A 13,881-nucleotide genomic window follows, 5' to 3' on the forward strand; every position below is an offset into this window, starting at 1 on the left:
AGGAGCGGTTTTAGTGGAGGCGAGATCCATGACTTACGGAGACTTAGGCGCGAAGGCTTTCCTGAGCGTCTTAGTCGTAGTTAGTCATTAGCTTGCCGGAACGTTGCGACGTGCGGCGGTGAATATACATTGTGAAATCGCGTCCGGAATAACGACCAACACATTAAATAGCAATTTTAATATTCTATCGTCTTACCGGAACACCTTTTTCAGCCAGGTAATCCTTCACCTGAGAAATTTCCAGTTCTTTATAGTGGAACAGGGAAGCTGCCAGAACTGCATCGGCACCGCCGTCGGTAAGGCCTTCGTAGAAGTGTTCCAGGGTACCGGCACCACCGGAAGCGATGACCGGGATGGATACGGCATCAGATACTGCGCGGGTTAATGGGATGTCGTAGCCAGCCTTGGTACCATCACAGTCCATGCTGGTAAGGAGGATTTCTCCTGCACCAAGGGCTTCTGCTTTCTTCGCCCACTCAATGGCATCAATGCCTGTATCCAAACGACCGCCATGCTTATAGATGTTCCAGCCGCCGTCAGGACGACGCTTAGCGTCAATGGCAACTACTACACACTGGCTGCCGAATTTATCTGCTGCCTCACGGATTAATTCCGGACGGTCAATGGCTGCGGAGTTTACAGAAATCTTGTCTGCACCTTCGCGGAGCAGCTTCCGGAAATCATCTACAGTACGGATCCCGCCGCCAACTGTAAATGGAATGAATACGTTGGCTGCAACTTTTCGCACCATATCTACTACTGTGTCACGCTGTTCACAGGAGGCTGTAATGTCAAGAAATACCACTTCATCTGCTCCTGCTGCGTCGTATGCTTTCGCAATTTCCACAGGATCTCCAGCATCCTTCAGGTCTACGAAATTAACACCTTTCACTACTCGTCCATTATTTACATCCAGACAGGGAATAATTCGCTTTGTAAACATGATCATGCCTCCTTTCCAAGCTTCGCAAAATTCTCCAGTATTTTCAGACCGTACTTGCTGCTCTTCTCCGGGTGGAACTGGCAGGCAAATATGTTGTCCTTTTCAACGGAGGCATGAATAGTTACGCCATACTGCGCAGTCGCCTTCACGATTTCAGGTTCTTTTGCCTGAAGGTAGTAGGAATGAACAAAGTAGACGTAAGTCTCTTCCGGAATTCCTTTAAACAGGCGACCATCATTCTGAAGGTGAAGAGAATTCCATCCCATGTGAGGAATTTTAAGTCCAGGAGCCGGGGGAATCTTCACGATCTTACCTTTCAAAATTCCAAGTCCCTCCACTCCCGGAGTTTCGTCACTGGATTCGAAAAGGAGCTGCAGACCCAGACAGATTCCAAGGAATGGAGTTCCTTTCTCTGTAAGCTCCCGGATCACAGGAACAAGTCCGAATTTATTCAGATTATTCATGGCATCTCCAAAGCTTCCAACACCTGGAAGAATTACTTTATCTGCACTCAGTAATACCTGAGGATCTCTGGAAACTACAGTTTCCTCTCCAAGGTAATGAAGGGCTTTTTCCACACTTTTTATATTGCCTGCATCATAGTCAATTATTGCTATCATTCGGGCTCCTCCTGTTGTCTGTTTTTCGTCAATACTGCGTCTATTGTGTGCAGCATTTTCTGCCATCATATAAATGCTTTTAATCAGCAAATACTGCCTTCCCAAAGCACAATATTGCTGAACATACACTTTCATATTCTTACAGTATAACGCAAAAACAGGCGGTTGCAAAGAGCTAATTCCATGCTGCCGCCTGTTTTGTTAGTTTGTATTGTCTTTCCAGATTAACACTGTTTTTTTTATGAAAAATTACAATTATCTTCTCTTTCAAGCACCAGATTTCCAGCCTGAAGATTGACTATTTTTACTTTATTTCCGATCCAGGGTAAACCAGAATTCCACCCCGTTATCAAAGTTCTGAACACCGTACTGCTGATTCATACCTTCCATAATAGCCTTTACAATAGAAAGTCCGATTCCGCTTCCGCCATACTCTCTGGTGCGTGCTTTGTCTACCTTGTAGAACTTGTTCCACAGATTCGGGAGATCGGCTTCCGGGATTGGGGTTCCGGTATTAAATACCGTTACTTTCACTCTGTCTTCCTGTTTCTGGACTTTGATCTCCACGATTTTTTCTCCATCCAGATGATGCAGGGCATTGCTTACATAATTCGTCACAACTTCTTCTGTCTTAAACTCATCTGCCCAGACATAAAGAGGCTCTGTCTCATTAAAAATCACCCGGGCTTCTTTCTGCCTGATCATGATATCCATGGTGGAAAGAACGCCTTTGATCAATGCAGTCAGGTCAAAACGCTCCATAACAGCTGCGTCTTTTCCGGATTCCAGCTGATTCAGCGTAAGAAGATTCTTTACCAGCTTATTCATCTTGGCAGCTTCATCAATAATGACGTCACAGTAAAAATCCATGCTTTCCGGATCATCATTAATGTTCTCCTTCAGACCTTCTGCATACCCCTGCACAAGAGCAATGGGTGTCTTCAGCTCATGGGAAACATTATCCAGAAACTCTTTTCGCATTTCATCGATTTTCACCTTATTCTCAATATCCTTCTGCAGCTCATTGTTTGCAGATTTCAGCTCGGAAATGGTATGCTCCAGCTGACTGGACATCTTGTTAAAATTATCTCCCAGCACATCAATTTCATTGCCGGCCTTGCTTTTATATCTGGCTTCAAAATCAAGATCTGTCATCTTACGGGAAAGCTCCGTCAGCTCGGAAATAGGTCTGGTCAGCTTTCTGGTTACTGCCATAATACACATTCCACTTATAACAATAATGACAATTCCTACAAAGAAATAAAACTTATTGGAAATATTTGCGCTTTCCTGGATACTTTCCAGAGGGCTTCGGATCAGGAAATAATTGCCGTTGTCAAACTTTCCCCAGCACTCTACATAATCCATGCCAACGAAACGGTCATGTACCTGCTGAACCACACAGTTATCTGTCTGTTTCAGAATTGTGCCTTTTCCGTTATCCATATCAAGATCACTGGCATAGCCAAAAAACAACTTGCTTCTCAGCTGATCTTCATTCTCCGGCCAGCACAGATATTTCGTATTATCCTCATTGACAACCACCCAGGTCAGATTATTCCTGGAGCTTTCCTGAATGATCTCAGAAGACAATTCTTCCTGCTCGCTTTCCACATCGTCCTCTGTCATAGAATCCGTGTTGATCTGACTCAGCACTTCCCTTGCTTCCAGAAGAGTTTCCGTCTTTTTTGACACATAATATTTTTCCAGAAATGCTCCGTTGATCATGGAAATCGTGAGAATGGAAAGGAATAAAAGACCTATAAATGTAAACGTGATCTGGTGCTTTATGGAGCGGATTTTCTTTGGCTTCTTTGATTTCTTCATCACTCTACCTCAAACTTGTAACCCATTCCCCATACGGTCTTGATGTACTCACCTTTATCCCCCATTTTACTTCTTAATTTCTTCACATGTGTGTCAATGGTTCTGGCATCTCCGAAATAATCATAATTCCAAACAGAATTAAGGATTTTTTCCCTGGAAAGAGCAATTCCCTGATTTTCCAAAAAGTAAGTAAGAAGCTCAAATTCCTTAAAGCTAAGATCCATAGGCTTGTCATCGACTGTTGCAAGATGGGCAGCCTTATCGATCACAATTCCCCCTGCGCTGAGCACATCTTCCGCTCCGGTCTGTCCGGTACGGCGAAGGATAGCTTCTACTCTGGCTACCAAGATCTTCGGGCTGAATGGCTTGGAAATATACTCATCCACACCCAGGTCAAAACCAAGAAGCTCATCACGCTCATCTCCTCTTGCTGTCAGCATAATGATCGGCACTTTGGAATTCTTGCGCACCTCACGGCATACTTCCCAGCCGTCCATCTTTGGCATCATTACATCCAGGATGATCAGGGCAATATCTTTCTCTTTATAAAATATATCCATAGCTTCCTCGCCGTCTCCGGCCTCCAGAACCTGGAAATTCTTCTTTGTTAAAAAGTCTTTTACAAGCTTTCTCATTCGGCTTTCATCATCCACTACAAGGATTTTTAATGTATCCATATCTTGTCCTCCCTTTTTGGTCAACCTCATTTATCGCATGGTTTTTACCTTTTTGTACGATTTACCTGTATCTTAGCACAGGCTTATGATGATTTTGTGAACGTCAGCACATTTTCTTACAGATGACTTTTTTTCTGTTTTGTGCTATGCTAAGCTAAGTACAGTGTAAAATATAAATCCATTTTTGAAAAGAGGGAATTCACATGCGTCAGGAAAGTTTTAAAATGGAGCGTCCGGGACTGGTGAAACCAGGAGATAAGATTCAGATCACAGAATATCAGTCCTACATGAACTACAGCTATATCATTGAGCCTGCTGTAGCAATGTCCGGCTGCTATCCGAACTCACAGAGAATCAAGGCAAAGGAAGGAACCATTGTAAGTGTGGAAAAGGCTCCGCTTAGTGGGTATGTGGTGATTGCGGAATTTGAGGAATAGCTGCATTTAGTCAGGGACTCCCCAAAGGGGGCCCTGACTGATTTTCACATTTTCTGAAATTTCAGTATTTTCAGGGTCTTCTCAATCCGTACGATTTACTTGAGTTGCACTTTATTATGGAAGTTCACATGAATCTTTACCAATATTCTTAATAATATCCCTAGATTCTATAACAAAGCCCTGCCATCTTTCATTTTTTACATCAAGAACTTTTTTCCCATCAGCCATAGTTCCCATAAACGTATCTATAATTGATATAGGACTGCAAACAAGTCCAGCTGCAGTTTTTAATGTTTTTATTGCAGTTGATTTAAAAAACGAGACTTCACTATTATTCTCTAAATATTGTTTAAAAATGTTCTTTTCTGCTTCCTCAATATTTTTTTCAACAGCATTACACATTTCTTCTATTTCTGATTTTTGTATATTATTATGTTCTTCTAAAATCCAACGTCGAAAGTCTTTTAAATACTTGTTTTCTCTTAATTCTTCCATACACTCATGATACGGGCCAGAATATCCAATATAATTAGGCACCCCAGGTATGATTATTTTATCTATAAATTCCATCTTAGTACCATTATTTAGCGCGCCTACCGTATACTTGCTATTCGCAACCAATTCTATATTCGGATCGTATAATTCCTGTAATGCCTGAAATACATATAAATCAAAAAGAAACGTTTTCTCATTTGATTGTGCGGCAATTATTATATCCCCAATTTTCAAACTGTGAGTATGTATATCCACCCCATCCCAGTGTATGTTTAATGCTTTCTTAACTACATTATAAGATAAATTTCTACTGTTTATAATGATATTTTGAGTTTCCTGCACACAATTTTGAATTCTTTCGAAGCAAAAATCTGAGTACAATTCATCAACATATTTAACATACGGCAAATTACGCATATTCTCTGGGCATACGCTTCTACATAAAAATATAATTTCATCATAAAATATCATAAGTCCCAATGGGCTTTCAATAATTGGATTAGGCGAATCACGCATATCATTAGAACTTCTTCCCGCCTGATGTTTATAATCGTATAATAATGGGTATGAAATGCCAATATAAGCTGTTCTTTTTTTCATGTTTGACCTTTCTCCGTATAATCAAATTCTTTTCAATAGATTCACAACTTTTGGATTTTTCCAACTCTCATTTCAATTATAAGAACACCTTTTGCTTCTGTCAACAGGTTGCTTTGCCCACTACTTTTCATCCTCCCAGCCAGACAATTTAATATTAAAAAAATTTCCCATATTATTAATCAAATTATTTTCATTTTTCTGCGCCGCCTTGGAATCATTAGACACATTTACATACTTCGTCCTGTTAATTCTTGTATTGGAAGGCATCGCGTTGTTAAATGTAAATTCATTCTCCAGACCCATCGACACATTCACATATTGCTGCGCCACAAAAGCATATTTGCGATATGTGAAGGATGGCTGTCTATCATTTTGGACGCAGGCAATTCGCTCCTTATCCATCACTTTCAACTTTTGAAACATTTCACACTTTAAACATTCTAACGCCTTTCTTATTTTTGCTTCCGTTATTTTCCTAATTTCATCGGCCGGTATCATAAGAAACTCAGATTTATCTTCTCTACCTGTTTCCATATGTAACGCACAGATTCTATCAGCATTTTTATATGGCTTAAGCAGTTCTCTAATCTCCTTTTCTCCTAATACCAGATAACCATTTTCGCAATAAGGCTGTTCTCCGATTTGCAAGTTCTTTGCTTCTGCAAATATTAAGTAGCCGTCATCCTTCAGGCAGCCTCGAATCTGGCTAAATATCTCTGCCCATTTCCGTACACCTATTTCGTGTAAAACATTCATCAAAACAACAAATTCATATTTCCCAGCAATCTGTTTCACTTCACTATAGGTTGCAAATTCCTGATCCCGCGTGGAATTCTTCACAAAAGGTTCATATATTTCATATCGGTATCTGGGCATAGTTTCATTTTTACTTGCAATAAGTTTCAAGCATTTTCCAAGTCTTCCAGCTCCGCCACCCCCATCCAGAATTCTTACATTATTAACGGACATTTTCGCACAAACAGTTGCCAGTTTAACAGCCTGTTCATCCGTATCACTGGCTTTTTCTATTACTGTAGGGTTGGAAAAATACTCCGCAACAAAATTACAATATTCCCACTCTTCCAAAGAGCGAAAAAGTGATGATATTGCCTTTTGATCATCTCCCAACATTTCTTGCATAACATTTTCATACAGGCGACTGTTTCTGGGCTAGACCTCACTCTATATCCTGTCATGGCTTCAGCCTTCTTAGCTTCTTCTGCGGCCTTCTTCAGAGCAGTCTTCTTCTCTTTCAGGTCAGCCTTCAAAGTATCAATGTTTGCGGCGATAGCTGCGATCTCAGCAGTCAGGGAAACAATAGATTCCTGCTTCTCTGTGATCTGGGATGCGTAGTCTTTGGTGATATTAGTTTTGGGACGGTTTTTGCTGCCTTTTGTTCTGGGCATAGGTGATAACCTCTTTCCTTTTATAGTTGTTTAAATATAGCACTGTGTTGGGATGGGAGCAATACTGTCATTAAACCACAGCCCATTTGCTATCCAAGAAATCAGGAATTTCATCCATACTAACCGGAGTATATCCTACGCCAAAATCATTGTCACAATTGAGATATCCCATCGTTGGCAATCCATCGGCCTCTTGGCTTAGTTTTTGAAGAGCATCACTATTTTCTATTTCTTGTTTCACGCTTTTGGAAACGAAGTAATTTTCTGTGTGTGCAAACAACAAGTAGTTCAGATATTTTAATACTTTATCTTCTGGAATATCAAGAAAACTCATACGCAAAACCTCTTTACTCGTGCAGTTCCAACGGCAGACCGTCTGGGTCATGAAAGAAAGTCATCTTCTTGCCGGTATAATTGTCAACCCGAATCGGCTCACATTCAATTCCGACCGCTACCAGTTCTTTGGTCCTATGTCATATTTTTTCATTAAATTATCATTATCGCCACTCTCTTCAATCAACTTATTTTCAGCGCACTTAAATGCCTCTTTGAACTTGCCAGCTACTAATTGCATCACAATTCCACAAATCATGCCAAACACAACAATTGAAACATGCACTTTATTTTCCTGTATGCTGCTGTTAATACACAGTACAAATAACGCAACTCCAACTACACCTATTGATATTGATAAAAGAAGCAGTACCCGAGCCTGAATACGAATCTCCTTACAATACTGATTTATGCCGTTATTTTTTTCTTCACTCATACTTATATATCTCCCCGCATAGAAATTGCTCAGGTGAATTGTTTGACATTTATAAAAATTGATTTCATGGTAATTCTCGTCGAGTCGATCAACAATTGCTTCCATTAATCCCTATCAACAATTACCCCAATATCATACAATTTCTCTATTAATTCAACAATACTCTCTGCTCTCGTATCTTTACAGTCAAATACAACCGAAGCCACCATTTCAGGTATATGGTTTTTCACATATATATCGGCAGTATCAAAAATATAAAAGCTAAGCCCTAACTCATTGCACCTGTAGCCTCCAACATTTGATTCATCCATATTAAACTCTGGATGCTTCGACATAATTGATGAGCGATCTTCATCTGCTACTATATAACTATACAATTTTTTCAAATGCAGCCATACGTAATTATGCTCTCTTTCTTCTAATAACTGCAATAATTCTTTTAATAAACCAAATGCATTAAGAAAATTGTAAGCAGATACATAAATTTTGATCTTTGCACGATCATCTGTAATTCTTATAATTCCATCATCTCTCTTGTTTTCGCGTCGATATATCATTTTTATTCCACCCATAACCAAACAGCTACATCTCTCATCGCCAAGATATTGATCTTCCCTTGAGAAACTAATTTTTTGACTGTTTAAATGTTCGATTACAGATTCAAAAAATTTGTCTAAATCGTATTCTTTCTTTTTATCATCATCTTTCTCCACTCCATATATCTCACATTCAATTTTATCAATTAATCCCTCGAATCTGGATATATTAAAAGACTCCGTGGAAACTTTGCTTATAACTTCCAAATAATCATCATGTGCAAAAACATTCGGAAAATGATAATCAAAGGCTCTATTTATGATTGTAATAAAATTATTCAAGCTATCCTCTGAAGAAACATTAAATCCCTGCAATAAATTCAATGGCGCTTTTAATCCCCCTATATCTACTCCTATTCCAACCGGGATAACCTGTATTCCTTTTGAATATGCATATCCGGTTTCAAAATAGATCCATCCAGATGAAATTGAATTCTCAGTTATAAAAACGAACATAATCCGTGCCGCTTGTAACCCTTCTTCAATTTTATGTATCCAGTTCGTACCAAAGGGAATGCTTTGTCCATCACTGGACATAAAAATATCTATAACTCCCCCGGTAGCCGCATCCAATTTATTCTTTATTGAATATATCAAATCTTTATCTTTTGAAGAATGACTAAAAAAAATTATAGGTTTATCCATACTACAAATCCCCCTTTACTTTCGTACTTAATAATTCCCTATTTTCCTCGCTTTTCACTTTATCCTTACGCTATATTATACTATACTTGTATACAATTTAACAGGTTAATGTTTCTCCATAAAACTTTTTCACAAACAACCTACACCATCAATATTACAAATTTCGGAATTGCTATTTTAAATAGAATTTTAACTTTTATTCTATATCTGTATTGCTTTATTTTTCTTCTTATGTTATTATCAATAGCAGTTTTAAAGAAACCTCTTAACCAATCATGCTATTTAAAATAGCATTCGTATTTAAACAGGTGATCAAATGAAAAAAATATCAAAAGAACTTATGGCAGAGACCATCTCTGCAAAAAGAAAAGAGAAAAATCTTTCCCAATCTGCACTTGCAGAGATAACCGGTATTAACCGCTCCATGATCGGACGGGCAGAAAATAAAGAATTCATGCCTTCCGTAGAACAGCTTCAGACTCTCGGTGAGGTACTGGGCTTCGAGGTTACAGACCTTTTTGTAGAAGAAGCGGCGGCGAAGGCAGAGCCATCTGGCAGCCCTGTGTCTGTTAATAAAAAATATAATATTGCAGTAGCAGGTACCGGCTATGTTGGACTTTCTCTGGCCACTCTGCTTGCACAGCATAACCATGTTACTGCCGTAGATATCATTCCGGAAAAGGTAGAGCTGATCAATCATAAGAAATCTCCGATTCAGGATGAATATATTGAAAAATACCTTGCAGAAAAAGAACTGGATCTGACAGCTACCACAGATGGAGAAGCTGCATATCGGGATGCCGATTTCGTCATCATCGCTGCACCCACCAATTATGATAGTAAGAAGAATTTCTTCGACTGCTCAGCAGTGGAGGCTGTTATTGAACTGGTACTGAAGGTGAATCCGGATGCAACCATGATCATTAAATCCACAATTCCGGTAGGCTATACGAAGCAGGTGCGCAGCCGTTACAATACCAGGAATATCATCTTCAGCCCGGAATTTCTCCGCGAATCCAAGGCTCTGTATGATAATCTTTATCCATCCCGTATTATCGTCTCCTGTGACGAAGATTCTGCTGAAAAAGCGCACATCTTTGCAGCTCTCCTTCAGCAGGGTGCGATTAAGGAGAACATTGACACCTTATTTATGGGATTTACAGAAGCCGAGGCTGTGAAGCTTTTTGCAAATACTTATCTTGCACTTCGTGTCTCCTACTTCAATGAGCTGGACACTTACGCAGAATCCAAGGGGCTGAATACACAGGAAATCATCAATGGTGTATGCCTGGATCCGCGAATCGGTACCCATTATAACAATCCGAGCTTTGGATATGGCGGCTACTGCCTCCCGAAGGACACCAAGCAGTTATTGGCTAATTTCCAGGATGTACCACAGAATATGATGTCTGCCATTGTGGAAAGTAACCGTACAAGAAAGGACTTCATTGCAGACCGTGTTCTGGAAATTGCAGGCGCATATGAAGCGAACAGCGATTGGGATATCAATAAAGAAAAAGAAGTCATCGTTGGCGTATACCGCCTCACCATGAAATCCAATTCCGACAACTTCCGCCAGTCCTCCATTCAGGGAGTTATGAAGCGAATCAAAGCGAAGGGTGCCACTGTGGTGATCTATGAGCCAACACTTCCTGCCGGATCTACTTTCTATGGCAGCCGTGTTATCGGTGATTTAAATGAGTTTAAGGCAATTTCCCAGGCCATTATTGCCAACCGTTACAGCACTGTGCTGGATGATGTAAAAGACAAAGTATATACCCGCGACATTTTTTGCCGTGACTGATCAGGAGGCAGCGAAATGCAAAAAATCAATTTAAAAAATAAAACTGTTTTCATCACCGGTTCTGCCGGCTTCATCGGCAGCAACCTGGTACTGGAGCTTCTCAGAACCCAGTCTCCCATCAACATTGTGGGATTGGATAACATGAATGATTATTATGATGTTTCCATCAAGGAATGGAGACTTGCTGAAATCGAAAAATGTGCTGCCGAACACACAGACTCCACTTATCGCTTTTATAAAGGAGATCTCTCTGACAAAGCAGTCATTGACCGGATTTTCGCAGATCACAAACCGGCTGTTGTGGTAAATCTTGGAGCACAGGCCGGCGTTCGTTACTCCATTACCAATCCGGACGCATACATCCAGTCCAACATGATCGGCTTTTACAACATTCTGGAAGCCTGCCGCCACTCCTATGACAATGGCGCTTCCGGAGTAGAGCACCTTGTATATGCCTCCTCTTCTTCTGTTTACGGAACCAATAAAAAAATCCCATACTCTACAGATGATAAGGTAGACAATCCGGTGTCCCTGTATGCTGCAACTAAGAAATCCAATGAGCTTATGGCTCACGCATACTCCAAGCTGTATAACATTCCATCTACAGGACTTCGTTTCTTCACAGTGTATGGGCCTGCAGGAAGACCTGATATGGCATATTTCGGATTCACAAACAAGCTGTTAAACGGTCAGACAATTCAGATATTTAATTATGGAAACTGCAAGCGGGATTTCACTTACGTAGATGACATTGTAGAAGGGGTAAAAAGGGTGATGCAAGGTGCACCGGAAAAGAAAAACGGCGAGGATGGACTTCCACTTCCACCATATGCCGTATACAATATCGGCAACAGCAATCCCGAAAACCTTCTGGATTTCGTAGATATTCTCCAGCAGGAGCTGATCCGCGCAGAAGTTCTTCCGGCTGATTATGACTTCGAAGCTCACAAAGAGCTGGTACCAATGCAGCCAGGTGATGTGCCGGTAACCTATGCAGACACAACAGCGCTGGAACGTGATTTTGGTTTCAAACCCTGTACCAGCTTAAGAGATGGACTTCGAAAATTCGCTGAATGGTATAAGATATTTTATAATGTGTAAGCTTTTCAGTTTGTAACTCTGAAGCTTTCGCTCCTACGAACATTCTTAATTCCCCCACTCAAAGTTGAAGAGTGGGGGAATTAAGGATTTCATCCTTCCAAGGAGCTGCCGATCCATCCATAAACCGATTCAATAAAATCTGCCTTTTAGAATTCTTTCAATGTGGCACATAATGAAAATGGTATGATTTGCTGCATAAGTGTTTCCTGATAGGCATCTTCTGCGTGCATATACTCAACGAGATCATTTGTCCTAGAATTCTTAAATTTATTAGCCACCTTATAGATAATATCTATTTCTTCTGGTGTCAATGCATCTAAAGCCACTCCTGCTTTCGCCTGAATGTGAAAACTTACCCCTTCCTCTCTCTCTATTTCTTCTACTGTCAATTGTGGAAGATAAATAATTTCTGAGTTTGCGATAGGTAATGCTCCATATTTTTGATGCTGATAAACCAATCCGGTTATTGCTCGACCTCTCTGTTTATAAGCCAATGCGTCTGCATACCAAAGCATCTTCATCAATTTTACTTTATATAAATTTTCACAATACTGTGCAAAAAATGCCATCGTTGCTCCAAGTTTGTTTAAATCCAATACCTGATATCCATTAAACTCACAAGGTTCATCGTATTCCGCATAGCGATTTTCAATGGTTTTTCTGTTTAACTGTTCAATGCCGATTGTCTCTATTCTATGCTGGATTGCCCTTCGCAATGTCTCATACTTTTCATTTGAGAACTTTTCACGCTGTTTTTTCAATCTCTCAAGTGCATAATACGGATCATCCTTTACCATTCGAATCAGCTGATCATAGGTCTCATCCTGAATTGATTTTGTTTCATACCTTGTGATGGTAACTTCTCCCCATCCTAGTAAGATGGCCAAATCCGCCTGGCTCATTCCATATAATCCTCGAATTTCTGCAATCTCATAAGATGTAAGCAGTCCATGATTTTTTCGATATGCATTTCTCGCACTCTGAAGATTCTGATCCATTAAATCTGCAGATACAAACTCATCTTCTTCATAATCGACGCTCTCCGGGCAAAAGAAGTAAACCTCCTCATAAGAGGTAATCTCATTTTTGATCAGCATTTCGCCAATTCTCTTTCTTTTTTCTACAAAGTGAACTTTGTCGCAGAGAGGGCAATCTCTTTCAACTTTCTCGACCAAATAATTGTCCTTCATTTTGGAGTCCTCCTCTCACAAAAATTTAACCCTCATATGGCAATGGGCTAGGCTTAGGATAGCGGACAAAATGGAAAGAAACACAAAATACTTTTCCAGTCGCCTTATCCCTAATTTTTACTTTAATATACACATCTTTTGTCTGAATATTCCTATAGAACACAAAGAAAGGCGGAGCTGCCGCATTTCTATCATCAAACATCGTCTCAGCATAATCTTTTACAGTGATTGCTTTAAGTTCTTCACATACATCATTCGCATCAAACTCTAAAGCTGCCATTGTATTTGCTGTTGTATAGGGATCTGTTGCACTTTCCTTTTTCTTTTTAGGAAGAATATCCAAATCCCGTTTAATTTCAAATGTATCTGATTCTAATATCGCCTTTAACTCACTAAGAAACTGCTCTACAGATTCTTTGGAGTCAATTCTTGAATTGCTATTCGTAGCTACTCCCTCCCTTCTTTTTCTTATTGATAGTATATACTATCAATTGATAGTTGTCAAGATTTTGCTGATATGTTCCGCACGGTATTTCACATAATTCCAATCCATGCCAAAAGCACTTAAGATCACTTTCTGTGTTTTGGTCACTGCATGATCAAGCCGGTACACCTTATCCAGCTGGCGTGTCATCTCAATCTTTTCCAGTTCCCGGATTGCTGCCGGAACTGTAAGATAATTGTAAGCGCTTAGATCTTGGGTAGCTTTACTGTCTACGTTTTTAAACTCATAATGATAGTAAATAGATTTTTACTACACTCCGCTTGATA

Annotated in this window: 16 protein-coding genes and 1 pseudogene; 3 read left to right on the forward strand and 14 right to left on the reverse strand. The window is 39.9% G+C overall.

What is annotated here, in order from left to right; translation table 11 throughout:
- Positions 1–184: 184 nt before the first annotated feature.
- The 4 genes from hisF to ABHC48_RS19780 form a co-directional block, all read right to left on the reverse strand.
- On the reverse strand, positions 185–943 hold the full coding sequence (gene hisF, locus ABHC48_RS19765) for an imidazole glycerol phosphate synthase subunit HisF (RefSeq protein ID WP_173717557.1): 759 nt from the start codon (positions 941–943) through the stop codon (positions 185–187).
- A gap of 2 nt (positions 944–945) precedes the next feature.
- Positions 946–1,563 (reverse strand): imidazole glycerol phosphate synthase subunit HisH, encoded by a 618-nt coding sequence (gene hisH / locus ABHC48_RS19770; protein ID WP_118584280.1) that lies wholly within the window; start codon positions 1,561–1,563, stop codon positions 946–948.
- Between the two features lie 309 nt (positions 1,564–1,872).
- Positions 1,873–3,390, reverse strand: coding sequence for a HAMP domain-containing sensor histidine kinase (locus ABHC48_RS19775; protein WP_173770362.1), 1,518 nt, complete (start codon positions 3,388–3,390; stop codon positions 1,873–1,875).
- A complete protein-coding gene (locus ABHC48_RS19780) occupies positions 3,390–4,067 on the reverse strand; it encodes a response regulator transcription factor (protein WP_118584277.1) in 678 nt (225 codons plus the stop codon). Before ABHC48_RS19780 ends, ABHC48_RS19775 begins: the two co-directional genes overlap by 1 nt.
- A gap of 203 nt (positions 4,068–4,270) precedes the next feature.
- On the opposite strand from ABHC48_RS19780, the gene ABHC48_RS19785 reads away from it, so the two are divergent.
- Positions 4,271–4,504, forward strand: a complete 234-nt coding sequence (locus tag ABHC48_RS19785) for a hypothetical protein (protein ID WP_118584275.1) — start codon at positions 4,271–4,273, stop codon at positions 4,502–4,504.
- 114 nt (positions 4,505–4,618) lie between these two features.
- On the opposite strand, the gene ABHC48_RS19790 is transcribed toward ABHC48_RS19785, so the two are convergent.
- The 7 genes and pseudogenes from ABHC48_RS19790 to ABHC48_RS19820 all read right to left on the reverse strand — a co-directional run bounded on the left by ABHC48_RS19790 (position 4,619) and on the right by ABHC48_RS19820 (position 9,015).
- Positions 4,619–5,599 carry a hypothetical protein gene (locus ABHC48_RS19790; RefSeq protein ID WP_195700443.1) on the reverse strand — a complete coding sequence of 327 codons (981 nt, stop codon included), beginning with the start codon at positions 5,597–5,599 and terminating at the stop codon, positions 4,619–4,621.
- Positions 5,600–5,719: 120 nt separating this feature from the next.
- Positions 5,720–6,739, reverse strand: coding sequence for a methyltransferase domain-containing protein (locus ABHC48_RS19795; protein WP_195700442.1), 1,020 nt, complete (start codon positions 6,737–6,739; stop codon positions 5,720–5,722).
- Positions 6,628–7,005: a hypothetical protein gene (locus ABHC48_RS19800; protein WP_195700441.1), complete on the reverse strand. Its 378-nt coding sequence runs from the start codon at positions 7,003–7,005 to the stop codon at positions 6,628–6,630. Before ABHC48_RS19800 ends, ABHC48_RS19795 begins: the two co-directional genes overlap by 112 nt.
- A 70-nt stretch (positions 7,006–7,075) precedes the next feature.
- Positions 7,076–7,339 (reverse strand): hypothetical protein, encoded by a 264-nt coding sequence (locus ABHC48_RS19805; protein ID WP_195700440.1) that lies wholly within the window; start codon positions 7,337–7,339, stop codon positions 7,076–7,078.
- A 13-nt stretch (positions 7,340–7,352) separates the two neighbouring features.
- Positions 7,353–7,469 (reverse strand): annotated as a pseudogene (locus tag ABHC48_RS19810) (VOC family protein); the annotation flags it as partial.
- Positions 7,457–7,774, reverse strand: a complete 318-nt coding sequence (locus tag ABHC48_RS19815) for a hypothetical protein (RefSeq protein ID WP_195700439.1) — start codon at positions 7,772–7,774, stop codon at positions 7,457–7,459. The pseudogene ABHC48_RS19810 and the gene ABHC48_RS19815, both read right to left, overlap by 13 nt.
- A 104-nt stretch (positions 7,775–7,878) precedes the next feature.
- Positions 7,879–9,015: a toll/interleukin-1 receptor domain-containing protein gene (locus ABHC48_RS19820; RefSeq protein WP_195700438.1), complete on the reverse strand. Its 1,137-nt coding sequence runs from the start codon at positions 9,013–9,015 to the stop codon at positions 7,879–7,881.
- Positions 9,016–9,331: 316 nt separating this feature from the next.
- Here ABHC48_RS19820 and ABHC48_RS19825 point away from each other — a divergent pair, with 316 nt between their 5' ends.
- Together ABHC48_RS19825 and ABHC48_RS19830 are read left to right on the forward strand one after the other, a co-directional pair.
- Positions 9,332–10,819 carry a nucleotide sugar dehydrogenase gene (locus ABHC48_RS19825; protein ID WP_195700437.1) on the forward strand — a complete coding sequence of 496 codons (1,488 nt, stop codon included), beginning with the start codon at positions 9,332–9,334 and terminating at the stop codon, positions 10,817–10,819.
- Positions 10,820–10,834: 15 nt separating this feature from the next.
- Positions 10,835–11,920 carry an NAD-dependent epimerase/dehydratase family protein gene (locus tag ABHC48_RS19830; protein WP_195700436.1) on the forward strand — a complete coding sequence of 362 codons (1,086 nt, stop codon included), beginning with the start codon at positions 10,835–10,837 and terminating at the stop codon, positions 11,918–11,920.
- Between the two features lie 146 nt (positions 11,921–12,066).
- On the opposite strand, the gene ABHC48_RS19835 is transcribed toward ABHC48_RS19830, so the two are convergent.
- The 3 genes from ABHC48_RS19835 to ABHC48_RS19845 form a co-directional block, all read right to left on the reverse strand.
- Positions 12,067–13,110, reverse strand: a complete 1,044-nt coding sequence (locus tag ABHC48_RS19835) for a type II TA system antitoxin MqsA family protein (protein WP_195700435.1) — start codon at positions 13,108–13,110, stop codon at positions 12,067–12,069.
- Between the two features lie 25 nt (positions 13,111–13,135).
- Positions 13,136–13,453: a type II toxin-antitoxin system MqsR family toxin gene (locus ABHC48_RS19840; protein ID WP_173742824.1), complete on the reverse strand. Its 318-nt coding sequence runs from the start codon at positions 13,451–13,453 to the stop codon at positions 13,136–13,138.
- 144 nt (positions 13,454–13,597) lie between these two features.
- Complete coding sequence (locus tag ABHC48_RS19845; RefSeq protein ID WP_243284614.1) at positions 13,598–13,744, reverse strand: hypothetical protein; 147 nt, start codon at positions 13,742–13,744, stop codon at positions 13,598–13,600.
- Positions 13,745–13,881 lie beyond the last annotated feature (137 nt).

Origin of the sequence: Ruminococcus sp. 1001136sp1 (assembly GCF_039841815.1) — a bacterium.
GTDB lineage: Bacteria > Bacillota > Clostridia > Lachnospirales > Lachnospiraceae > Blautia_A > Blautia_A faecis.

Coding starts and splice junctions, on each gene's coding strand:
- ABHC48_RS19820 (WP_195700438.1), bottom strand. CDS start 9,015: ATGGATAAACCTATAATTTTTTTTAGTCATTCTTCAAAAGATAAAGAT.
- hisF (WP_173717557.1), bottom strand. CDS start 943: ATGTTTACAAAGCGAATTATTCCCTGTCTGGATGTAAATAATGGACGA.
- ABHC48_RS19815 (WP_195700439.1), bottom strand. CDS start 7,774: ATGAGTGAAGAAAAAAATAACGGCATAAATCAGTATTGTAAGGAGATT.
- hisH (WP_118584280.1), bottom strand. CDS start 1,563: ATGATAGCAATAATTGACTATGATGCAGGCAATATAAAAAGTGTGGAA.
- ABHC48_RS19800 (WP_195700441.1), bottom strand. CDS start 7,005: ATGCCCAGAACAAAAGGCAGCAAAAACCGTCCCAAAACTAATATCACC.
- ABHC48_RS19845 (WP_243284614.1), bottom strand. CDS start 13,744: ATGACACGCCAGCTGGATAAGGTGTACCGGCTTGATCATGCAGTGACC.
- ABHC48_RS19805 (WP_195700440.1), bottom strand. CDS start 7,339: ATGAGTTTTCTTGATATTCCAGAAGATAAAGTATTAAAATATCTGAAC.
- ABHC48_RS19835 (WP_195700435.1), bottom strand. CDS start 13,110: ATGAAGGACAATTATTTGGTCGAGAAAGTTGAAAGAGATTGCCCTCTC.
- ABHC48_RS19825 (WP_195700437.1), top strand. CDS start 9,332: ATGAAAAAAATATCAAAAGAACTTATGGCAGAGACCATCTCTGCAAAA.
- ABHC48_RS19775 (WP_173770362.1), bottom strand. CDS start 3,390: ATGAAGAAATCAAAGAAGCCAAAGAAAATCCGCTCCATAAAGCACCAG.
- ABHC48_RS19785 (WP_118584275.1), top strand. CDS start 4,271: ATGCGTCAGGAAAGTTTTAAAATGGAGCGTCCGGGACTGGTGAAACCA.
- ABHC48_RS19830 (WP_195700436.1), top strand. CDS start 10,835: ATGCAAAAAATCAATTTAAAAAATAAAACTGTTTTCATCACCGGTTCT.
- ABHC48_RS19790 (WP_195700443.1), bottom strand. CDS start 5,599: ATGAAAAAAAGAACAGCTTATATTGGCATTTCATACCCATTATTATAC.
- ABHC48_RS19795 (WP_195700442.1), bottom strand. CDS start 6,739: ATGCAAGAAATGTTGGGAGATGATCAAAAGGCAATATCATCACTTTTT.
- ABHC48_RS19780 (WP_118584277.1), bottom strand. CDS start 4,067: ATGGATACATTAAAAATCCTTGTAGTGGATGATGAAAGCCGAATGAGA.